This is a genomic window from Alistipes sp. i18-0019-D1 (assembly GCF_042852885.1).
Classification (GTDB): Bacteria; Bacteroidota; Bacteroidia; order Bacteroidales; family Rikenellaceae; genus Alistipes.
On record NZ_AP031424.1, the window covers coordinates 3,170,869 to 3,191,882 of the forward strand.

Genomic DNA, 21,014 nt, shown 5'->3' on the forward strand with positions numbered 1-21,014 from the left:
ACCGATCATGAAAAAGATATTTTTAATAGTCGCGGGTCTCTCGCTGGGTGTTGCCGTTACGTCGTGCAGCCTTGAGAAATTCCCCGAGACGATGTATGCCGAGAACAACACCTCCGGCACGGGTGATGCCGAGACGGCCATCAACACCCGCGAGCTGCTCGAAGGGCAGCTTACGGCCATGTACAACTACATGAAGGGCGATCTCCAGACCTACTGGTATCAGCTGATCACGCTTGCCGAAAGCCGGGCCGACAATGCCTACGGAGCGGCGAACGAAGCCAAAACTATGGCGGTCGAGCAGAATCAGATCGACAGCGACAGCGAATTCGCCTCGAACCTGTGGAACTACTCGATGAATGCCGTGGACTATGCCAACCAGGTCATCTGCAACATCGACATCGTGAAGGAGAACGATCCCTCGCTCACGGAGAAGGAGTATCAGGAGTGGCTCTCCGAGGCGCTCTGCTGGCGCGCCTATGTCTGGATGAACATGATGCAGCTATTCGGTGAAATCCCGATGCTGACGGAGATTCCGCCCGCCATCAACGCCGGGAACGTCGAAGAGGTCTATCCGCTCTATTTCCCGGCCCGCGTGTCGAAGCAGACCGTCGGCGAGCAGATCGTCAAGGACATCGAGGAGTACGCCTGCCTCTACGCCCCCGACACGGACGCTTCGAACAAATTCCGTATCACCAAGGGATTCGCCTACGGCCTGATGGCCCGTTTCTACTCCATGCGCGAGTTCCGCGACTGGTCGAAGGTGATCACGGCCTGCCAGGCCGTCGAGGGAATGGGTTACGGCCTTTGCGACAGCTACGGCGACCTCTGGGCCTACACCACCGGCGATACGGGCATGGCCGCGATGAACACCCGCGAGTCGATCTTCGAGGTGCAGTGGACCAGCCAGACGTCGGGTTCGTGGATGTGGATGATGTTCCACCGCAATGCCTATGTTCCGAACGACAGTTTCTCGTGGGGCAAATGGGCCACGCCGTCGCGCAATCTGACCCGCGCTTACGATGCCGAGGGCGACACCGAGCGCAAGAATGCGTCGGTCATCTACGACGAGTGCGGCTGGTCGTACCGGTATCCGAGCGATGAGTACGCTTTCATGCACAAGTTCCCGACCAACGTGACGCCGGTCTACGTGATGCGCCTCGCCGAAATCCGGCTCCTGCATGCCGAAGCGCTGGCCAATACGGACGATCCGGGCGGTGCCGCCGACATCGTGGACGAGATCCGCGACCGTGCGAACATCTCTCCGCTGACCGACGCGCAGCGTGCCTCGTCCGACCGGATGCGCGAAGCCGTGTTGCACGAACGCCGCCTGGAGCTGGCTATGGAGGGTTTCCGCTGGTTCGACCTGATGCGTTACGGCGACGACTATTCGAAACTGTTCGAAATCTGCGACGGCGTCAACGTCCGAGGCTCCTCGTCCTACGACTCCTACTTCCAGACCCGCCGTGCGATGAACGACAACCGCGTGCTGATGCCGGTTCCGACCTCGGTGCTGGAGGACAACACCAACATCGAACAAAACCTGGGTTATTAACTTAAAATTGCGATTCTGCCATGAAATTCACGATCAATAACGACCTGCGCCTGCTGACCTGCTCGCTGCTGCTTGCCGGGGCCGTATGCTGTTCCAGCGGGAGCGACGGCGATACGCCGGCTCCCGGTCCGGGTCCCGAACCCGATCCCGTCACGGGCGATGTTCTCGCCTATGTCACCTCGGCCGACGGCAACCGCCTCTTCGCGGAGGAGGGGCTCGACTACTCGAAGGTCTCGATGTCGCCCTACCGGGTTACGATCGACCCCTCGACGACCTACCAGACCGTCGACGGTTTCGGCCCGGCCATCACCGGCGCCACGTGCTACAACCTGCTGCAAATGACGCAGGCCGACCGTACGGCAATCCTCAAAAAGTGCTTCGACCCCGAGACCGGAGCAGGATTCAGCTTCATCCGCGTGCATATCGGCGGTTCGGACTTCTCGATGGACGAATACACCTGCTGCGACCGGGAGGGCATCGAGTTCTTCGCCATTCCCGACATCGAGAAGGAGGGTATCTTCCCCGTTCTGAAGGAGATTCTGGCGATCAATCCCGAGATCAGGATCATGGGTTCGCCCTGGACGTGCCCCCGGTGGATGAAGGGCACGGTCGCCGACCCTTCGAAACCCTATAACTCGTGGACCAGCGGCCGACTGAATCCCGCCTACTACGACGACTACGCCGAGTATTTCGTGCAGTGGGTCAGCGAAATGGAGGAGAACGGATTCCCAATCTACGCCATCACGATCCAGAACGAGCCGCTCAACCACGGCAATTCGATGTCGCTCTACATGCCGTGGGAGGACCAGGCAGCCTTCGTCAAGAAACTCGGCCCGGCGTTCAGGGCCGCGGGCATCGAGACCAAGATCCTCTGCTACGACCACAACTACAACTACGACAACGTCGCCGGCCAGCAGAACTATCCGCTCAACATCTATGCCGACGCCGATGCGGCGCAGTGGGTCGACGGTTCGGCCTGGCACAACTACGGGGGCAGCGTGAGCGAGCTGGACAACATCCGCGCCGCCGCGCCCGACAAGACGATCTACTTTACGGAGGCTTCGATCGGCACGTGGAACTACAATTTCGAGAGCTGCGTGATCGACGACTTCGAGTCGATTTTCCTGGGGACGTTGAGCCGTTACGGCAAAGGGGTTCTGCTGTGGAACCTGATGCTCGACGACAAGGGTGCGCCCAACCGTCCCGGAGGCTGCACGACCTGCTACGGCGCCATCGACATCAATTCGTCGGACTACAAGACGCTCAAGTACAACAGCCACTACTACAACCTGGCGCAGTGTGCCAAGGTCATTCGGCCGGGGGCCGTGCGCATCGGCGCGTCGGGCTACACGGCGTCGGGGCTGACCTATCTGGCCTTTGAGAATCCCGACGGATCGAAAGCCTTCGTGGCGCTCAACAGGAGCGCCGGCGAGCAGACCGTCGCCGTGTACGAAAGCGCCGACCGTTCGTTCAAATACACCATCCCGGCCAAGTCGATCGCCTCGTTCCGCTGGGGAGCCGGGGCCGAAAACTAACCTTTAAAATTCGCAGAACATGAAAACGCTGAAATACATCGCATTGTCGCTGCTCGTCGCGGCCTCGACGACGGCGTGCAAGGACGATCCCGAACTGCTCACCACCGACGTCGGTCCCGAGATGACCGTCGTTTCGGCCGATGCGTCGGGCGTCTACGGCGGCAAGGTCAACTTCGAGGTGACGATGACCGACCGCTATGCGCTCTCGACGCTCAAGGCGCAGGTATTCTTCGACGACGAGATGGTCGCCGAGGAGGTGATCCGCACCAAGAGCGACGGAACCTACTCCGGCTCCGTGACGCTTCCCTTCTACAAGAACATTCCCGACGGCGACGCCACGCTGCGCCTCGTGGGGCAGAACGTCCGCTTCGGGACCACGACCGTGGAGCGTTCGCTCGCCGTGTCGCGTCCCAAGCCCGCCTACCTGACGTTCGTACTCGGCGATGCGGAGTACCGCATGGAGCCTACGGGCAACGACTACGAGTACGCCGTGACGGACGATTTCCCGCAGAAGCCGCAGGGCTATATCGCGACGCCCGAACTCGACGCTTCGGGCTCGGTGGTGACCTTCGGCTACGATTCGGAGTCGGGCGGTGTCGTTGCCGACTCGACCGACGCCATTCCCTTCGCCAATTCGAATGCCGGGGAGTTCACGATCACCTTCAACCTGCTGACTTTCGAGGGGTCTCCCTTCATCAAGCTGCTCTTCGGCGAGACGGAGATGACGATGGTCGACAATGACAATTACAGCATCGTCACCACGCTGACCAAGGACCGGACCTACACGCTGACGGGCGTTTCGGACTTCGCCGACTGGGACGTCGACCGTGATTTCTTCGAACGGGCCGATGCCTCCGATCCCGAGACGCTGACCTTCCTGCCGATGACGGGCATGTACAAGGTGACGGCCAACTTCAAGCACAGCTACCTGCGTATCGAGGCCATGAAGTCGGCGACGGAACTCGCCACGCTGGGCGACGACGGCTCGGGGGCTATCTGGGCCATCGGCGGCATGGATGTCGGCAAGCCGACGCTGAAAAACGCCGCCAGCTGGAGTCCCGAGGACGGAGGTATGTGCCTGGCGCGCGTCGCCGACAAGAAGTACCAGCTGACGCTCGTTGCGGGAATCTCGCTCAATGCCTCTTCGTTCGACTTCAAGTTCTTCCACCAGAAGACCTGGGGCGGGGAGTTCGGCGGCGACGACATCACCACCGCGAGCGACATCGTGAAGATCAGCGATTCGGGCAACCTGGGCCTGGTGGAGGGCAAGACCCTCGACCTGGGCGGCATCTACCGCTTTACGGTGGACATCACCGGCGGCAATACGGCGGCCGTGCTGACTGTCGAGAAGGTGGGTGAGCAGCAGCTTCCGCCGGCCGACATCACTGTCAACGGAACGCCGATGACCCAGCTCGACGTGGACAACTACCAGCTGGACATCGACCTGACGCAGGGCCAGACGCTGACGCTGGGCGGCGCCGACGCCTTCATCCCGGCGTGGATCAACCCCGACTTCTTCGAGGCGGCCTCGGCGACGAGCGTCAAACTGGTTCCCGTCACGGGCAAATACCGCATCACGGCCAACCTGGCGACCCGGGTGATCGACGCGCTGGTGCTCAACGCTGACGGTTCGGGGCTTGCCACGCTGGGCGACGACGGCCACGGGGCGGTCTATTTCATCGGTTACGGCATCGGTTCGCCCGCGGCCGTGAACGAACCTGGCTGGACCACCGAAAAGGGTGTCTGCGTGCCCGAATCCGCCCCCGGCATCTACACGATGACGGCTCAGGCGGGTCTGGAAGGCAGCACGACCCTCGGACAGCGTTTCCGCGTGAGCGGCTGGAGCGGCAAGTTCTTTCGGAACCGCGGCTGGGACGGTATGGGAACCTTCACGCTGGCGCCGGGCGCCGGGGCGTTCTTCTCGATCGCCGGGGACGGCAACATCGAAATCGCCTCGGGAGTTACTCTCGAGGAGGGTGCGACCTACTGCCTGACACTCGACGTGACGGCCGGAAATGACAAGCCCGTTTTGTCGATGGTTAAGAAATAATCGTTAATTTTGCATCCCGGAGTGCGCGGCCTCTCGACTGCGCACTCCGTTTGCAAACACAACAAATCTTTTTCCCAAAATGAAGAACAGAACATGGATAAAAGGCCTCGCTGCGCTCTGTGCGTCTGCGGCTGTCGCCTGCGGGGGCGGGGCGGGGCCGCAGGGCGGCGTCGCCGTCTACCTCGACGAATCGCAGCCCATCGAAAGACGGGTCGAGGATGCTCTTTCGCGCATGACCCTCGAAGAGAAGGTCGCCATCCTGCACGCGCAGTCGAAATTCTCGTCGGCGGGCGTTCCGCGCCTGGGCATTCCCGAGGTGTGGTGCACCGACGGTCCCCACGGCATCCGTCCCGAGGTCCTGTGGGACGAATGGAATCAGGCCGGCTGGACCAACGACTCCTGCACGGCTTTCCCGGCGCTGACGTGCCTCGCCGCGACGTGGAACCCCGAAATGTCGGCGTTATATGGTAAATCCATCGGCGAGGAGGCGCGCTACCGCGAGAAGGACATCCTGCTGGGCCCCGGCGTGAACATCTACCGCACGCCGCTCAACGGCCGCAATTTCGAGTACATGGGCGAGGATCCCTACCTCTCCTCGCGGATGGTCGTTCCCTACATCGAGGAGGTGCAGAAGAACGGCGTTGCCGTCTGCGTGAAGCATTTCGCGCTCAATAATCAGGAGTCTCACCGCCACGGCGTCAATGTCGTGGTCGACGACCGTGCGCTGTACGAAATCTACCTCCCGGCCTTCAAGGCGGCTGTCGAGGAGGGCGGTGCATGGGCCGTCATGGGCGCCTATAATAAATATAAGGGAGAGCATTGCTGCCACAACCGGTATCTGCTGAACGACATTCTGAAACGCGACTGGGCCTTCGACGGCGTGGTCGTCTCCGACTGGGGCGGCACGCACGACACGAAGCAGGCCGCCGAGAACGGTCTCGACATGGAGTTCGGTTCGTGGACCGACGGCTTGAGCTGGGGAGCCAGCAACGCCTACGACAACTACCACCTCGCCGCCCCCTACCTCGATATGCTCCGCAAGGGCGAGGCTTCGATGGCGACGCTCGACGACAAGGCGCGCCGGGTGCTGCGGCTGATTTTCCGCACGGCGATGAACACCCGCAAACCGTTCGGGTCGCTCAATTCGCCCGAACATCTGGCCGCTGCACGCCGTATCGCCGGCGAGGGCATGGTGCTGCTGAAAAACGAGGGCGGGGTGCTGCCCATCGACCTCGGGCGTGCGAAGACCATCGCCGTCGTGGGCGAGAATGCGATCAAGATGATGACCGTGGGCGGCGGTTCCTCGTCGCTCAAGGTGCGGCACGAATATACGCCGCTCGAAGGCATCCGCGCCGCTGCGGCCGGCAAAGCCGAGGTGATCTACGAACGCGGCTACGTCGGCGACGTGACGGGCGACTACAACGGGGTGAAGACCGGGCAGGATTTGAGCGAGAGCCGTTCCGAGGCGCAGCTGATCGCCGATGCCGCGGCCGCGGCCCGCAAGGCCGACGCGGTGATCTTCGTCGGGGGGCTGAACAAGAGCAACCACCAGGACTGCGAAGGCGACGACCGCCTGCAATACGGCCTGCCGTATGCGCAGGACAAAGTGATCGGGGCGCTGGCCGAAGCCAATCCCAATCTGGCGGTGGTGATCGTCTCGGGCAACGCCGTGGCGATGCCGTGGATCGACCGTGTTCCGGCGGTGCTGGAGGCGTGGTTCTCGGGTTCCGAGGCGGGCAATGCGCTTGCCGACGTGGTGTTCGGTGCGGTGAACCCTTCGGGCAAGCTGCCCTTCACGTTCCCCGTGCGGCTGGAGGACAACGGCGCGCATGCGCTGGGCGAATACCCGGGCGCGGACAAGGTGAAGTATAACGAGAGCATCTTCGTCGGTTACCGCTGGCACGACAAGGAGCAGCTCAAGCCGCTGTTCGCCTTCGGCCACGGGTTGAGCTACACCGCCTTCGCCGTCGGCAACGTGAAGGCCGACCGTACGACGCTCGCCCCGAACGGCAGCATCCGTATTTCGGCCGACGTGACCAACACGGGCGACCGTGCGGGCGCCGAGGTCGTGCAGCTCTATATCGGCGACGAGCAGTCGTCGCTGCCGCGTCCGGTCAAAGAACTGAAAGGGTTCCGGAAAATAGCTTTGGACCCCGGCCAGACGCAAACTGTTACTTTCGAGATCACGCCCGACATGCTGCGGTACTACGACGACGCGAAGGGCGCGTGGGTCGCCGAACCGGGGGCTTTCACGGCTTATGTGGGCGTCGCTTCGGACGATATTCGCGGCACGGTGGGCTTCGAACTGAAATAGCCCGTGCCCGTAAACGCGAAGTCCGCGGCCTGTCAAGGGCCGCGGACTTCTTTTTTACCGGATCAGGATGTGGTACAGCGCGTGCCGCCGCAGGGGATGCCCCTCGGGCAGGGCGGGGTGGTTGAACTCCCCGACGCACTCCATGCCGATCTTCTGCATCACGCGCCGGGAACGCTCGTTTCCGACGAAGGCGAAGGCTACGAGTTCCGGGATTCCGAGTTTCGCGGCGAAGGCGACACAGGCCCGGGCCGCCTCGGTGGCGTAGCCCTGTCCCCAGGCGTCGTGCCGCAGCCGCCAGAGGATTTCGACCTGGCCCTCCAGTCCGCCGGAGAACGTCACGCGGTGCAGTCCGGTGAATCCCAGCAGTTCGCCGTCCGAGAGGCGTTCGACGGCATACGGGCCGAACCCCTCGGTCGAAAACTCGTCGCGGATGCGGTCGAGCAGGTCCGCCGACTCTTCGGCGGTGAGCGTCGCGGGAAAATACTCCATGACGCGCTCGTCGGCGTTCATGGCCGCAAATTCCGGCAGGTCTTTCTCCCGCCATGCGCGCAGCGCGAGGCGGGGCGTTTTGGGTGGGAACAACATCGGTGCGTATTTTTCGGGACTCCGGCCCTTCCGGAAAAACTGCGGTGCGGATGGTCCCTGGTTTATCGTTTTGAACCCGCTTTGGGGACGGGTTTTGAGATTGTCTGTCGGAACCGCTCCGAAAACAGGCTTGTAAGCCTGCGGTTATTCGGCGACCTCCTTTTTCGAGCGTTTGCGCGAATTGATCGTCAGGTAGCGCTGCAAGGTCTGCTGCAGGCGGACAGGGTCGATCCGCTGGCGGATTTCACCGCCCTGGGCGATGGATATTTCGCCGGTCTCCTCCGAGACGACGACGATGATGGCGTCCGAAATCTCGCTCATGCCGATCGCCGCACGGTGTCGCGTGCCGAACGACTTGGGCACGTCGCTCTGCGTCACCGGGAGGATGCACTTGGCCGCCACGATCCGGTCGCCCTCGATCAGCGCCGCGCCGTCGTGCAGTGGGGCGTTCTTGAAGAAGATGTTCTTGATCAGCGACGTCGACACCTTGGCGTCGAGGGCGATGCCTCCTTCGGCTATCAGCCGCAGGTCGCTCTGCTGCCCGATGACGATGAGCGCCCCGGTCTTCGTCTCGGACATTTCGCGGCAGGCCGTGACGATCGGCACGACGTTGGTCTGCACGGTGTCCTCGCCCGTCGAGAAGATGCGGGTGATGAAGTTGAAATGTTTCTGGCGCATGCCGATCATCTGCAGGAAGCGCCGCAGTTCGGGCTGGAAGACGATGATCAGCGCGATGGCTCCCACCGAGATCAGCTGTCCGAGGATCGTCGACAGCAGCTCCATGTTCAGCGCCCGGACGACCACCCACAGCAGGTAGACGGCGATGATTCCCGAGAGGATGTACGGTGCATTGGTTCCCTTGGTCATGCGGTAAATCCAGTACATGATCACGGCCACCAGAATAATGTCTATCAGGTCGACGAATGTGAACGGAACGAATCCCATCGTGTGTCAGAAATTTATCAGGTTTCAGTTATCGGACAAAGATACAAAAAAGAAAGATACAAAAAAGTCGGGCCGCTGCAAAACCGAACCGCATGCGATTCGGCAAAACCTTCCGACTTCCTGAAAGTGTCGTTACGACACCGAATGTATAAAAAATACCGGCTTCGCCGCGAAAGGGAAGCCGGTTTTCTGTTTTTCGCAGACGGAACTATTTTTTCACGGCCTTTTTGTCGGCAGCATACAGCTCGTTGACCTTCGCCAGCACGGCGGGGGTGATGTTGAGCGTCGAGTCGGCGTCGATCAGCGCCGAGGCGTTGATGATCAGTTTGTACTTCTTGCCGCTGTTGATCTCCTGCACGGCGCGGTGCAGCAGGTCCTGGGCGCGGTTGGTGAATACGTAGTTCTCCTCGTCGAGCGTCTGTGCCTCCTTCTGGGCGTTCGACTGGTAGGAGGCGACCTTCTTCTGGATGCTCTCCTGCTGTGCCTGCGCGTCACGCGAGGTGATCAGTCCCTTTTCGTATTTCTGCTGCAACTGGGCGGCTTCGGCCTGGAGGTTCTGCTCGCGCTGCGCCCAGCTCTTCTGCGCCTTCTCGGTCTTCTCCTGGAGCGCTACGCCTTCGTTCTTGTAGAGGTCGCACTGGGCCAGCACGGCTTCGACCTGGACGTATGCGATGTCGCTCGAAACAACCTGCTGCGCCGCCGCCTCGGCCGTGGCTTCGGCCTGCCCGGTGGTCTTCGTGCCGCAGGCCGCGAGGACGAGAGCCGCAGCCAGCGCCGGAAAGAGAGTTTTTTTCATATCGTTTTTTGGTTTGTTTAGTTAATTATTCAGCATTTGAGACACAAAGGTAAAAAAAAATCTTTACTTTTGCCCAACCCGCAGCAAAATTTGAAACACATGTACGAATACATCAAAGGCACAGTCGCCGAAGTGGCTCCCGCTTACGCAGTTATCGACGCCGGCGGGGTGGGCTACTACCTCCATATTTCGCTCGAAACCTACTCCGCCATCGAACACGAGACCGAGACCCGGCTCTACGTCCATTACGTCGTGCGCGAGGATGCGCAGCTGCTGTACGGCTTTTCGACCAAGGCCGAGCGCGAGCTGTTCCGCCTGCTGATCAGCGTCTCGGGCGTGGGCGGCAACACGGCGCGGATGATTCTCTCGACCTATTCGCCGCGCGAATTGCAGGGCATCATCACGGCAGGCAACGCCGTGCTGCTGAAGAACGTCAAGGGGCTGGGCCTCAAGACGGCGCAGAAGATCATCGTCGAGTTGAGCGGCAAGATCATGCCGTCGGGCGCCGACGACGGCGTGGCGCAGCCCGGGGCGGGCGGGAGTTTCGACGAAGCCCTTGCGGCGCTGGCCATGCTGGGCTTCGCCCGCGCCCCGGCCGAGAAGGTTCTGCGGGGCGTTCTGCGCGAATCTCCTGCGGCTCCTGTCGAGGAGCTGATCCGAATGGCGCTGAAAAAACTCTGAATTCGTTATCCCCGGCGTGTGAATCTGTCACACGTGTAGTTGTATATCGTAAAAAGTTGAAAAATAGACCCGAATGTCTCGCGTCGTTTTGTTTTGGATGTATTTTGTCGTATCTTTGCATTGCCTAACAAAATGCCTCATTTTTAATTTGCCTCTATGGAAGACATTCCGCTTGGATTCATTCTGATCCTGTTCGGCTTCTTTGTCGCGGCTATCGTGCTGACAGCCATCGCTATTGCGTGGAAACAGCGCAAATTGCAGCGGCTCAAGAACCCGCATAAGGACTATTACCGGAGAAAGGGATAACCGTTTTTTCCGTTCTTTTCGACACGCCCGCATGCAAAGCGGGCGATTTTTTACGTTTCTTGTTCGAAAATCGGATTGTTTTTGTAAATTTGCACGATTATATGCCGATGAAACGAACATTCGCCACATTGATTTTCGCCCTGCCCCTGCTGTTCTGCGGTTGCTCGGAGGAGGAGGACATCCTTCCCGAACAGCGCCAGAAGATCGTTTCGTACCTCGAAAGGACGCACTCCCCGGCGCTGATCCCGGAGTCGCAGGTCGAGGCGGGGAGCCAGCAGCGCTTCTACACCATGTCGGGCGGCACGGTTTACCGGTATATCGACAATTACTACCGGGACGGGCGGAGCGCGCTCCCGGAGGTTACCGCCGCCGCGAAGGCGACTATCACCTTCCGGGCCTACGTTTTCACCTTCTCGAACATCACCGATTCGACCTTTCCGTTCTACTCGAACGATTCCGCCTTGCAGCAAGCCTACGAGAACATGGGGCTTACGCCGGGGGCGTGGTCGTTCGAACCGCTGACGCTCGATATGCGCGGCGACATACTAAACGGGTTGCGGCATGCGTTACTTGGTTGTCGCGAAGGCGACATCGTCGAAGCCTACATGACCTACAACATGGCTTACGGGGACAAATACGTGAGCACGATTCCGAAGGAAAGCCCCGTCGCCTGGTTTTTCACGGTCGAAAGCGTGGAATACGACGAATAGACAGAGCACCGAATTTATAGAATTGTATAACAAGATATGAAGTTGATCACCCGTTTTCTCTACCTCTCGGCAGCCGGCATCATGCTGCTGACATCCTGCGCCAAGGAGCAGACCGAGTCGTATGACAAATTCGAGAACCAGGCCCTTGAGGCGTGGATGACGCAGAACCGCCGGGAACTGCTGAAAAATTACCAGTCCGAAGGCGGCTATTACGTCGAAATCCTCGATGCCGGCAATCCCGAAGCCAAGCCGGTGAACGACACCGCCTGCTGGGTGAAGTTCGACTTCTCGGGCCGCGATTTGAGCGGCAACATCGTGCTTACGCGCCGTGCCCATGAAGCCCATCAGCTGGGCACGTTCACCAAATACACCCACTACGTTCCCTTCTACCGCTACTGCGGCACGGAGAATACGAGCCTGATGGAAGGCACTTTCCTGGCCATGCGCAATACGCTGCACCTCGATCCGGACTATGCCGCCGGCAAGGGAGTCGATCCCGAGTTCCTGCTGCGCGAAGGCTCCAGGGTGCGGCTCTACCTTCCCTCGCGCGTCGTCGGCAACGGCGTGGAGGGCGACGGCGGTTACGAGGGGCAGTTCGACTTGAGCGCCAAGCGTCCGCTTATCGTCGAGATGGAGATCCGCGATACGGTGAAGAACCCGCTGGAGGCCGAAGGCTCGGTGGTGGACGCCTTCTGCGAGGCCAATGGCGGAACGGTGATGTTCACCAAGGACGGCGAGGACGATTCGGAGAAACGCCCGACCGATCCCGAGGACGCGAAACATCCTTACAACCGCCCGGAGCGGTGGGTGAGCGCCTGCGATACCGTGGCGCAGCTCTATGTCGACGTGCGCTACGATCCGGCCAAGGAGCTTGCCGGCGACAAGTTCACGTTCTCGTTCCCCGTCGGCAGCGAACGCAACGAGCCGTACAACGTCGGGTTCGAACCCTACAACGGTTCCGACCTGGAGAAGAAGATCGCCGAGGCGCTCGTGAAGCGTTTCCACGGCGAGGGCGACGACGCTGAACCCTACAAGGGCGTTGCGGACCTCGAAGCCGATTCGGTCGGCATGGAAGGTACTGCCAATATCTGGTATATCGGCCGTTTCCTCGACGGGTTCATCTTCGACACGAACATCGACGAGGTGAAGCAGATCATCTACGGCGAGGTGCGCAAAACCGGTTCGGCGCATCCGTACGACGTGCAGAATCCCGATCTGATAACCGCGTTCTATTACACCGTCCCGCATCTGAAATACGGACAGTGGGCGGCGCTGGTCACCACGTCGACCAATGCCTACGGCACGACGGGCAAGAGCGGCGGTTCGAGTACGTCGACCTCCTCCAACGGCTACACGTCGAGTTATTACGATTACCTGAACTACCTGAACTACTCGCAAATGTATTACGGCAATAACGGCTATTACGGCGGCTATTACAACGATTACTACGGTTACGGCGGTATGGGTAACTACGGTTATTACGGCGGCTATTACGGGGGGTACGGCGACTATTACGACTCGGGCGAGACGACGACCACGACCGAAGTCTATACCGACATTCCGGCCTTCACGCCGCTGATTTTCCAGTTCTATATCGAGCCGGCCGACGAATGATCCGCTCCTTCCGGCGGTACGGAATACGCTGTAAATCATAAAAGGTCCCCGCTTCGGCGGGGGCTTTTGTTTTGGAACGGCAGGCCTTTCGCTTCTTTTCTTTCGAGTTGCATTTTTATTACACTTTTTCAGGCAGAAATTTTGCAGTTCCGTAAAATTGTATTAATTTAGTTGTGTAGAACCATCAACCAAAAATTCAACGGATATGATTATCACATTTAACGAGTTGCGCCGTATCAAGGACCGGTTGCCCAGCGGCAGTTCGCAGCGCATTGCAGATGAATTAGGAATCGACGTGGACACAGTCCGCAACTACTTCGGCGGTAAGCACGAATCGAAGGAATGCGTCGGCGTGCACTTCGAACCGGGACCGGACGGGGGTGTCGTTACGTTGGACGATACGACGATTCTCGATGTTGCAATGCGCATCTTGAGCGAGCAGTAACGGAGTTATAGCGATTTGTCCGGCATCCGCCGGAGAAGGGCCTGCGTCTTGCAGGCCTTTTTTTTGTGCTTTTTTCCGCAAAAAGTACCGATTGCAGTCTTCGACAGCTTTTCTTTGCCGCTTTTTGGTCGGCGATTAACCGCGGTCTTCGCCCGCGGGGTACTTTGTACTTTTTGGCCGCAAAAAGTACGAAAAACTCCCCGGCGGATGCCTTCGCCTGCTTCGTCCCGTCTAACGTTCGAAACGGGCGCCTATTCGCGGGGGCGCACGCGCCCCTGCCCCGTTTCTTGCCACTTTTAGCCGGGCCTTCGTTTGACGGCTCCGGCATCGAGCCGGAATCCTGCGCCGCCAAAGGCGGCTTTATCCGCCCTTCCACCGCATCTGCGCTTTATCCCTAAAACAGGCGTCTTACGCCTGTAAACCGCCGCATTATCGCTTGGAGCGGAAAAAGAACAACCGAAAGCCCGCGTGCCCGGAGCGGGAGGCTGCAAAGTCTTGTTCTTGCTGCACCCGCTCAACGCGGGCCGGAGGTTGTTCCCGCGAAAGCGACATGCGGATGGTTTTGGTACTTTTGCCATCAAAAGTACAAAGATACCCGCGGGCACAGCCCGCCGGCGGGTGACAAAAGGGCGTACAACAACCCGATGTCTGGCATTCTTTCTGCCATCGGGCTGACAATTTGGCAGGGATTGCCGATCGGCACGACCTTTGTTCGATTCGAGGGCGTAACCGGCGGCCGGAGTCGGAAAAGGTCCGGACCGGCGGATACGAAACCGAAAAATAAACAATTAAAACATATTACTATTATGGCAAAGATTATCGGTATTGATTTAGGAACCACGAACTCCTGCGTGGCAGTGATGGAGGGCAACGAGCCTGTTGTGATCCCCAACTCCGAAGGACACCGCACGACCCCTTCGGTCGTGGCATTCACGGCTGACGGCGAGCGTAAGGTCGGCGACCCCGCGAAGCGTCAGGCGATCACCAACCCCAAGCGCACGGTCTTCTCGATCAAGCGTTTCATGGGCGAGACCTACGACAAGGTTTCGGCCGACATCGCACGCGCTCCCTATGCCATCGTCAAGGGCGACAACAACACTCCGCGTGTGGACATCGACGGACGCCAGTACACCCCGCAGGAGATTTCGGCCATCATCCTGCAGAAGATGAAGAAGACGGCCGAGGATTACCTGGGCCAGGAGGTCACGGAGGCCGTGATCACGGTTCCGGCCTACTTCTCCGACTCGCAGCGTCAGGCTACGAAGGAGGCGGGTGAGATCGCCGGCCTGAAGGTCCGCCGTATCATCAACGAGCCGACGGCCGCCGCATTGGCCTACGGTCTCGACAAGAAGTCCAGCGACCAGAAGATCGCCGTGTACGACCTCGGTGGCGGAACGTTCGATATTTCGATCCTCGAACTGGGCGACGGCGTCTTCGAAGTGAAGTCTACGAACGGCGATACGCACCTGGGCGGCGATGACTTCGACCACGTGCTGATCGACTACATGGCCGAGTCGTTCAAGGCCGAGCACCAGATCGACCTGCGTCAGGACCCGATGGCCCTGCAGCGTCTGAAGGAGGCCGCCGAGAAGGCGAAGATCGAACTGTCGTCCTCGACCACCACGGAGATCAACCTGCCGTATATCATGCCCGTCAACGGCATTCCGCAGCACCTCGTGATGACGCTCACGCGCGCCAAGTTCGAGCAGTTGTGCGACCACCTGATCCGCAAGACCATCGAGCCTTGCAAGCTGGCGCTTCGTGACGCAGGTCTGGACGCCTCGCAGATCAACGAGGTGATTCTCGTGGGCGGTTCGACGCGTATTCCCGCGATCCAGAAGATCGTCGAGGAGTTCTTCGGCAAGACCCCGAACCGTTCGGTCAATCCCGACGAGGTCGTGGCCATCGGCGCCGCCATCCAGGGCGGTGTGCTCACGGGCGAGGTGAAGGACGTGCTGCTGCTCGACGTTACGCCGCTGTCGCTGGGCATCGAGACCCTGGGCGGCGTGATGACGAAGCTCATCGACGCCAACACGACGATCCCAACGCGCAAGTCGGAGACCTTCTCGACGGCTGCCGACAACCAGCCTTCGGTGGAGATCAACGTCTGCCAGGGCGAGCGTCCGCTGGCCCGCGACAACAAGTCGATCGGCCGCTTCCATCTCGACGGCATTCCCGCCGCACCGCGCGGCGTGCCGCAGATCGAGGTCACGTTCGACATCGACGCCAACGGCATCCTGAACGTCTCGGCCAAGGACAAGGGCACGGGCAAGGAGCAGAAGATCCGCATCGAGGCCTCCTCGGGTCTTACCGAGCAGGAGATCCAGCGCATGCGCGACGAGGCCAAGGCCAACGAAGAGAAGGACAAGGCCGAGAAGGAGCGCATCGACAAGATCAACGCCGCCGACTCGAACATCTTCACCACCGAGAAGCAGCTCAAGGAGTACGGCGAGAAACTTCCCGCCGACAAGAAGGCAGCCATCGAGGGCGCTCTCGGCAAGCTGAAGGAGGCGCACAAGAACGCCGACGTGGCCGCCATCGACACGGCGATGGCCGAACTTAACGCCGCATGGCAGGCCGCTTCGCAGGACATCTACGCGCAGCAGCAGGCACAGCAGGGCGCACAGCCCGGGGCCGATGCCGGCCAGCAGTCGCAGTCGAACGCCGGCGGCCAGCAGGGCGGCGGCAGCGACGGGCAGCCCGAGGACGTGGAGTTCGAAGAGGTGAAATAAAACCTCCGGGGAGAACCCCCGCCGATCATAACGCGAAGAGCGCGGTTCCTTCGGGGACCGCGCTCTTTATTTTGCCCGGAAGACAAATTTTGCTATCTTGCCGCCAAAATTCGATTCCGATGGCTTGGTTGTATCTGATTCTGGCGGGTCTTTTCGAGATGGGGTGGCCGCTGGGCTTCAAACTGGCGGACCTTTACCCGCGTTACCACTTTCTTTTCCTGGTCCTTGCGGTCGTGTCGATGGGCGTGAGCGGCTGGCTGCTCTACGTGGCCCAGAAGACGATCCCGATGGGCACGGCCTACATGATCTGGACCGGTATCGGGGGCATGGGAACCGTGATCCTCGGCATCGCCTTCTTCCACGACGCCGTGACCTTCTGGCGGATGTTTTTCCTGTCGCTGGTCTTCGTCGGCATCGTCGGTCTGAAGATGGTGCATTAAGCTCCGTGCTGCCGCGCCCGGGGGGGCTTTCTCTGTGCTTTTTGCGGCCAAAAAGCACGGCCTTTTTCAACCCTTTTCCGCCCGCCACATGCCGTAGAGGATCAGCGCCGCCCCGGCCAGCGCCGCGAGGGTGATCCGTTCGCCGATGCAGAGCGCCGCCGCGACGATCGTCACCAGCGGGTTGAAATAGATGTAGTTGGTCGTCCTGACGGCTCCCAGGCGGTGCATCGCGGCGTTCCAGAGCACGTAGCAGAGCATCGAGGCCACGACGCCCAGAAAGAGCAGGTTGCCCCATACGACGGGCCGCGACAGCACCTCCCAGCTCACGTCGAAGGGCTGGAACGCAAAGACCGGGAGGATCGTCACGAGTCCGTAGAAAAAGACTTTCCGGGTGATGAAGATGGCGGGGTAGCGGCCTCCGATGCGTTTGATCGCCAGCGAGTAAACCATCCATAGCAGCGCCGCCGAGAGCGCCAGCAGGTCGCCCCGCGGCGAGAGACGGAGCACGAAGTGCCCGTTCAGCACCACGAGCACCATGCCCGCGAATGCCAGCGCCGAGCCTGCGATCTGCCGCCGCGACATCCGCTCGCTGCCGTACAGCAGGCTCAGCAGCACGGCGGTCCATACGGGTGCCGTGCAGACGATCAGCGAAACGTTCGAGGCCGGGGCGTACTCCAGGGCCACGTTCTCGGTGAGGAAATAGAGCGATCCTCCGCTCAGCCCCGCGGCCGCCAGCAGCAGCTCGTCGCGCAGCCCCGCGGCCCACATGCGCCCGCGTGCGAAGGGCAGGATGCAGACGTATGCCATTGCGAACCGGAGCAGGAAAATTTCCGCCGGAGTCAGCGAGTTGGCGATCAGGACCTTCGTCGAAACGAACGTCGCGCCCCATACGGTCACCGTGAACAGCGCCGCGAGGTGGTATTTGTATTCCGTGTATTTCAGCATGCGGTTCCAAAAATACGGATTTTTTACCGTTCGGTGCTGTTTTTTCTTTTGTCCGGGCCGAAAAAAGGGGGATTGCCTGTGTGGCCGGGGCCTCTTCCGGACGCCCCGATGCGGCGCGGAAGGGAGCCGTATGGCGTGAATTGACAGATAAATGGCATTTTCCTCCCTTCCGGGCCGCATTATTTAATTCTTTTTTTCTATCTTTGCGTGCTATTGTGCGTAATGACAATAATTACAACAAATAATAACAACTATTTTTCACTCAAATGCAAAGTAAAGGTTTTATTAAACTCATTGCGGTCCTGCTGGCTCTCGCGTGTGTTTATCAGCTCTCGTTTACGTTCAAGACGCGTGGCGTAGAGAAGAAGGCGGCCGCGTATGCCGCGCAGTTCCCCCTCGACCAGCAGGGCGAGGCCGAACAGCATTACCTCGATTCGGTGCAGAACCTGCCGGTTTACAACCTGGGCTTCCGCAAGTTCACCTACAAGGAGTGCAAGGAGAAGGAGCTGAACCTGGGTCTGGACCTCAAGGGCGGTATGAACGTCATGCTGGAGGTGCAGGTCGAAGATGTCGTGAAGGCTTTGGCCGGCGACAGCCAGAACGACCCGGCCTTCATCGAGGCGATCGGCGTGGCCAACGAGGCGATGAAGCAAGGCTCTTCGACCGACTATATTTCCGACTTCGTGAAGGCTTATTCGCGTCTTTCGAACGGCCGCCCCATCGCCGAGATTTTCGTAAGCCCCGACCGCAAGGACATCACGCTCGAAAGTTCGGACGCCGACGTGGAGAAGATCCTCAAGAAGGAGACCGAGGCAGCCATCGGCGCGTCGTTCAACGTGCTGCGCAGCCGTATCGACCACTTCGGCGTTACGCAGCCCAACATCCTGCGCCTCCCGAACTCGCACCGCATTCTGGTCGAGCTTCCGGGCGTGAAGGAGCCGCAGCGCGTCCGCGACCTGCTGCAGGGAACCGCTTCGCTGGAGTTCTGGACCACCTACGACGCCAATGAGGTTTTCCCCGCGCTTTCCGCCGCCGATAAGCTCATCAAGGCCGAACTGGCGCAGGCTCCTGCCGCCGGGGCGCCCGAGACCGCAGCCGCCGAGGCTGCCGTTGCCGCCGGGACTCCTGCCGGCGAGGCCGAGGGCCTGATCGCCGAAGTCGGCGCCGCCGATTCGACCGCCAAGGCCGAGACCGCCGTTCAGGAAGGCAACTTCGACCACTCGCAGAACCCGCTCTTTGCAGTTCTCAATCCCCGCTTCGCAGGCGGCGCCGCCATCGGAGCCGCTTATAAGGCCGACATGGCCGCCGTCAACGAGTACCTCGCCCAGCCGGCCGTCCGCGAGCTGTTCCCCGCCGACATCCTGTTCAAGTGGGGCGTCAAGGGCGACGACAAGATCGACGGTCGTTTCTACCTCTACGCCATCAAGGTTTCGACGCCCGACGGCAAGGCTCCGCTCGACGGTTCGGTCGTTACGGAAGCCACCGAGCAGTACGCCCAGCGCGGCGCTACGGCCGAGGTCTCGATGACCATGAACGCCGAAGGTACGCAGGAGTGGTCGCGTATGACGGGCGAGAACATCGGCAAGTGCATCGCCATCGTTCTCGACGGCTATGTCTATTCGGCTCCCCGCGTCAATTCGAAGATCGACAAGGGTCAGTCGCAGATCACCGGCGACTTCACCATCCAGGAGGCCAAGGACCTGGCCAACGTGCTCAACTCGGGTAAGGTTCCCGCGCCCGCCAAGATCATCCAGGATACGGTCGTAGGTCCTTCGCTGGGCCAGGAGTCGATCAACGCCGGTATGATCTCGTTCGTGATCGCCTTCATCCTCGTGCTGCTCTACATGGGCCTGTTCTATAAGACGGCGGGCTGGATGTCCGACGTCGCGCTGCTCACGAACGTCTTCCTGCTGATGGGCGTTCTGGTGTCGTTCGGCGCCGTGCTGACCCTTCCGGGTATCGCGGGTATCGTGCTGACGATGGGTATGGCCGTCGATGCGAACGTGATCATCTACGAACGTATCAAGGAGGAGCTTCGCGGCGGCAAGGGACTTTCGCTGGCCATCAAGGACGGTTTCTCGAAGGCCTACTCGGCCATCATCGACGGTAACCTGACGACCATCATCACGGGTATCGTGCTCTTCATCTTCGGTAACGGTCCGGTTCAGGGCTTCGCCACGACGCTGATCATCGGTATCATCACCTCGTTCTTCTGCGCCATCTTCATCACGCGCCTCTTGATCGAGTGGATCGTCGGCAAATGGGGCAACATCTCCTTCTCGCGCCGCTGGTCGGAGAATTTCCTCAATAACACGCGCGTCGACTTCATCGCCAAGCGCAAATTGGCTTACGGCATCGCCGTTTCGCTGATGGTTCTGTCGTGCGTTTCGTTCTTCGCCCGCGGTCTGAACCTCGGTGCCGAGTTCACCGGCGGCCGTGCCTATGTGATCCGCTTCGACAAGGCCGTTTCGGCCGAAGAGGTTCGTCAGAATGTGGAGAAGGCTTTCTCGCAGTTCGCCGATGCCGACGCTTCGTCGATCAGTTCCGAGGTGAAGCAGTACGGCAAGGAGAACCAGATGCGCATCGTGACCCAGTATCGTTACGACGATACGTCGGACGAGGCTACCTCGGAGGTCGAGCAGATCATCTACGACGCTCTGAAACCGCTCTATTCGTATGACATCACCTTCGAGCAGTTCCGCAATACGCAGACCGACGCCAACGGTATCCTGACGGCCGACAAGATCGGTCCCTCGATCGCCAAGGACATGACGTGGAACGCCATCTATTCGGTGCTCTTCTCGCTCATCGCCATCGGTCTCTACATTACGTTCCGCTTCAAGCGCTGGCAGTGGGCTACGGGTGCCACGGCGGCCCTGGCCTTCAACGCCCTGCTGATCATCGGTATCTTCTCGATGTTCTACGGGCTGCTGCCCTTCAACCTCGAGGTCAACCAGGCGTTCATCGCCGCGATCCTGACGATCATCGGCTACGCCATCAACGACACGGTGGTCGTCTTCGACCGAATCCGCGAGTACCTGGGTCTCTACCCGAAGCGCAACCTGAAGGAGAACGTGAACAACGCCATCAACTCGACGCTGTCGCGTACGATCAACACCTCGGGTACGACGCTCGTGACGCTGCTGGCCATCTTCTTCTTCGGCGGCGAGACGATCCGCGGCTTCATCTTCGCGCTGATCATCGGTGTGGTCGTAGGCACGGCCGCCACGATCTTCCTCGCGACGCCGATCGCTTACGACCTGATGGCGAAGCGTGCCAAGATCGACGGGGAGAAGTAGTGGATACGCTCCCGATCCGACAGAAACGGACCGCACCGGAAGGCGCGGTCCGTTTTTTCAAATAA

Annotated in this window: 16 protein-coding genes; 12 read left to right on the top strand and 4 right to left on the bottom strand. The window is 60.3% G+C overall.

All coding sequences use genetic code 11. The annotated features are described in order from the left end of the window. Window positions 1–7: 7 nt before the first annotated feature. The 4 genes from ACGHP5_RS13220 to ACGHP5_RS13235 all read left to right on the top strand — a co-directional run bounded on the left by ACGHP5_RS13220 (window position 8) and on the right by ACGHP5_RS13235 (window position 7,451). On the top strand, window positions 8–1,552 hold the full coding sequence (locus ACGHP5_RS13220; RefSeq protein WP_290533059.1) for a RagB/SusD family nutrient uptake outer membrane protein: 1,545 nt from the start codon (window positions 8–10) through the stop codon (window positions 1,550–1,552). 20 nt (window positions 1,553–1,572) lie between these two features. Then, window positions 1,573–3,087: a glycoside hydrolase family 30 beta sandwich domain-containing protein gene (locus ACGHP5_RS13225; RefSeq protein WP_295904423.1), complete on the top strand. Its 1,515-nt coding sequence runs from the start codon at window positions 1,573–1,575 to the stop codon at window positions 3,085–3,087. A 19-nt stretch (window positions 3,088–3,106) separates the two neighbouring features. Further along, the gene (locus tag ACGHP5_RS13230; protein ID WP_390567181.1) at window positions 3,107–5,137 is read left to right on the top strand and encodes a DUF5125 domain-containing protein; all 2,031 of its coding nucleotides are present in this window, start codon (window positions 3,107–3,109) and stop codon (window positions 5,135–5,137) included. Between the two features lie 79 nt (window positions 5,138–5,216). After that, on the top strand, window positions 5,217–7,451 hold the full coding sequence (locus ACGHP5_RS13235; RefSeq protein ID WP_390567182.1) for a glycoside hydrolase family 3 C-terminal domain-containing protein: 2,235 nt from the start codon (window positions 5,217–5,219) through the stop codon (window positions 7,449–7,451). A 54-nt stretch (window positions 7,452–7,505) separates the two neighbouring features. On the opposite strand, the gene ACGHP5_RS13240 is transcribed toward ACGHP5_RS13235, so the two are convergent. The 3 genes from ACGHP5_RS13240 to ACGHP5_RS13250 all read right to left on the bottom strand — a co-directional run bounded on the left by ACGHP5_RS13240 (window position 7,506) and on the right by ACGHP5_RS13250 (window position 9,777). Further along, entirely contained in the window at window positions 7,506–8,036 is a 531-nt protein-coding gene (locus ACGHP5_RS13240) for a GNAT family N-acetyltransferase (protein ID WP_290533063.1), read from the bottom strand. A 144-nt stretch (window positions 8,037–8,180) separates the two neighbouring features. Next, complete coding sequence (gene cdaA, locus ACGHP5_RS13245) at window positions 8,181–8,981, bottom strand: diadenylate cyclase CdaA (protein WP_290533064.1); 801 nt, start codon at window positions 8,979–8,981, stop codon at window positions 8,181–8,183. 208 nt (window positions 8,982–9,189) lie between these two features. Next, entirely contained in the window at window positions 9,190–9,777 is a 588-nt protein-coding gene (locus ACGHP5_RS13250; protein WP_290533065.1) for an OmpH family outer membrane protein, read from the bottom strand. 99 nt (window positions 9,778–9,876) lie between these two features. Between ACGHP5_RS13250 and ruvA the strand changes: the two genes are divergently transcribed. The 7 genes from ruvA (at window position 9,877) to ACGHP5_RS13285 (ending at window position 16,705) form a co-directional block, all read left to right on the top strand. After that, window positions 9,877–10,458, top strand: a complete 582-nt coding sequence (gene ruvA, locus ACGHP5_RS13255) for a Holliday junction branch migration protein RuvA (protein ID WP_290533066.1) — start codon at window positions 9,877–9,879, stop codon at window positions 10,456–10,458. A 156-nt stretch (window positions 10,459–10,614) separates the two neighbouring features. Further along, window positions 10,615–10,764, top strand: coding sequence for a hypothetical protein (locus ACGHP5_RS13260; protein WP_290533067.1), 150 nt, complete (start codon window positions 10,615–10,617; stop codon window positions 10,762–10,764). Between the two features lie 107 nt (window positions 10,765–10,871). Beyond that, window positions 10,872–11,474, top strand: coding sequence for a hypothetical protein (locus ACGHP5_RS13265; RefSeq protein ID WP_390567185.1), 603 nt, complete (start codon window positions 10,872–10,874; stop codon window positions 11,472–11,474). 36 nt (window positions 11,475–11,510) lie between these two features. Continuing rightward, window positions 11,511–13,088, top strand: a complete 1,578-nt coding sequence (locus tag ACGHP5_RS13270) for a hypothetical protein (protein ID WP_290533069.1) — start codon at window positions 11,511–11,513, stop codon at window positions 13,086–13,088. Between the two features lie 205 nt (window positions 13,089–13,293). Next, window positions 13,294–13,533 carry a hypothetical protein gene (locus ACGHP5_RS13275; RefSeq protein WP_015545881.1) on the top strand — a complete coding sequence of 80 codons (240 nt, stop codon included), beginning with the start codon at window positions 13,294–13,296 and terminating at the stop codon, window positions 13,531–13,533. A gap of 806 nt (window positions 13,534–14,339) precedes the next feature. Then, window positions 14,340–16,265 (top strand): molecular chaperone DnaK, encoded by a 1,926-nt coding sequence (gene dnaK, locus ACGHP5_RS13280; protein WP_290532924.1) that lies wholly within the window; start codon window positions 14,340–14,342, stop codon window positions 16,263–16,265. A gap of 119 nt (window positions 16,266–16,384) precedes the next feature. Continuing rightward, window positions 16,385–16,705 (top strand): DMT family transporter, encoded by a 321-nt coding sequence (locus tag ACGHP5_RS13285; RefSeq protein ID WP_390567187.1) that lies wholly within the window; start codon window positions 16,385–16,387, stop codon window positions 16,703–16,705. A 66-nt stretch (window positions 16,706–16,771) separates the two neighbouring features. Here ACGHP5_RS13285 and ACGHP5_RS13290 read toward each other — a convergent pair whose 3' ends face one another. Then, the gene (locus ACGHP5_RS13290; protein WP_390567189.1) at window positions 16,772–17,650 is read right to left on the bottom strand and encodes a DMT family transporter; all 879 of its coding nucleotides are present in this window, start codon (window positions 17,648–17,650) and stop codon (window positions 16,772–16,774) included. Between the two features lie 266 nt (window positions 17,651–17,916). On the opposite strand from ACGHP5_RS13290, the gene secDF reads away from it, so the two are divergent. Beyond that, window positions 17,917–20,949, top strand: coding sequence for a protein translocase subunit SecDF (gene secDF, locus ACGHP5_RS13295; RefSeq protein ID WP_290532927.1), 3,033 nt, complete (start codon window positions 17,917–17,919; stop codon window positions 20,947–20,949). Window positions 20,950–21,014 lie beyond the last annotated feature (65 nt).

Bases quoted from the DNA above. Each gene is read 5' to 3' on its own strand.
- ACGHP5_RS13220 (WP_290533059.1), top strand. From the start codon at position 8: ATGAAAAAGATATTTTTAATAGTCGCGGGTCTCTCGCTGGGTGTTGCC.
- ACGHP5_RS13225 (WP_295904423.1), top strand. From the start codon at position 1,573: ATGAAATTCACGATCAATAACGACCTGCGCCTGCTGACCTGCTCGCTG.
- ACGHP5_RS13230 (WP_390567181.1), top strand. From the start codon at position 3,107: ATGAAAACGCTGAAATACATCGCATTGTCGCTGCTCGTCGCGGCCTCG.
- ACGHP5_RS13235 (WP_390567182.1), top strand. From the start codon at position 5,217: ATGAAGAACAGAACATGGATAAAAGGCCTCGCTGCGCTCTGTGCGTCT.
- ACGHP5_RS13240 (WP_290533063.1), bottom strand. From the start codon at position 8,036: ATGTTGTTCCCACCCAAAACGCCCCGCCTCGCGCTGCGCGCATGGCGG.
- cdaA (WP_290533064.1), bottom strand. From the start codon at position 8,981: ATGGGATTCGTTCCGTTCACATTCGTCGACCTGATAGACATTATTCTG.
- ACGHP5_RS13250 (WP_290533065.1), bottom strand. From the start codon at position 9,777: ATGAAAAAAACTCTCTTTCCGGCGCTGGCTGCGGCTCTCGTCCTCGCG.
- ruvA (WP_290533066.1), top strand. From the start codon at position 9,877: ATGTACGAATACATCAAAGGCACAGTCGCCGAAGTGGCTCCCGCTTAC.
- ACGHP5_RS13260 (WP_290533067.1), top strand. From the start codon at position 10,615: ATGGAAGACATTCCGCTTGGATTCATTCTGATCCTGTTCGGCTTCTTT.
- ACGHP5_RS13265 (WP_390567185.1), top strand. From the start codon at position 10,872: ATGAAACGAACATTCGCCACATTGATTTTCGCCCTGCCCCTGCTGTTC.
- ACGHP5_RS13270 (WP_290533069.1), top strand. From the start codon at position 11,511: ATGAAGTTGATCACCCGTTTTCTCTACCTCTCGGCAGCCGGCATCATG.
- ACGHP5_RS13275 (WP_015545881.1), top strand. From the start codon at position 13,294: ATGATTATCACATTTAACGAGTTGCGCCGTATCAAGGACCGGTTGCCC.
- dnaK (WP_290532924.1), top strand. From the start codon at position 14,340: ATGGCAAAGATTATCGGTATTGATTTAGGAACCACGAACTCCTGCGTG.
- ACGHP5_RS13285 (WP_390567187.1), top strand. From the start codon at position 16,385: ATGGCTTGGTTGTATCTGATTCTGGCGGGTCTTTTCGAGATGGGGTGG.
- ACGHP5_RS13290 (WP_390567189.1), bottom strand. From the start codon at position 17,650: ATGCTGAAATACACGGAATACAAATACCACCTCGCGGCGCTGTTCACG.
- secDF (WP_290532927.1), top strand. From the start codon at position 17,917: ATGCAAAGTAAAGGTTTTATTAAACTCATTGCGGTCCTGCTGGCTCTC.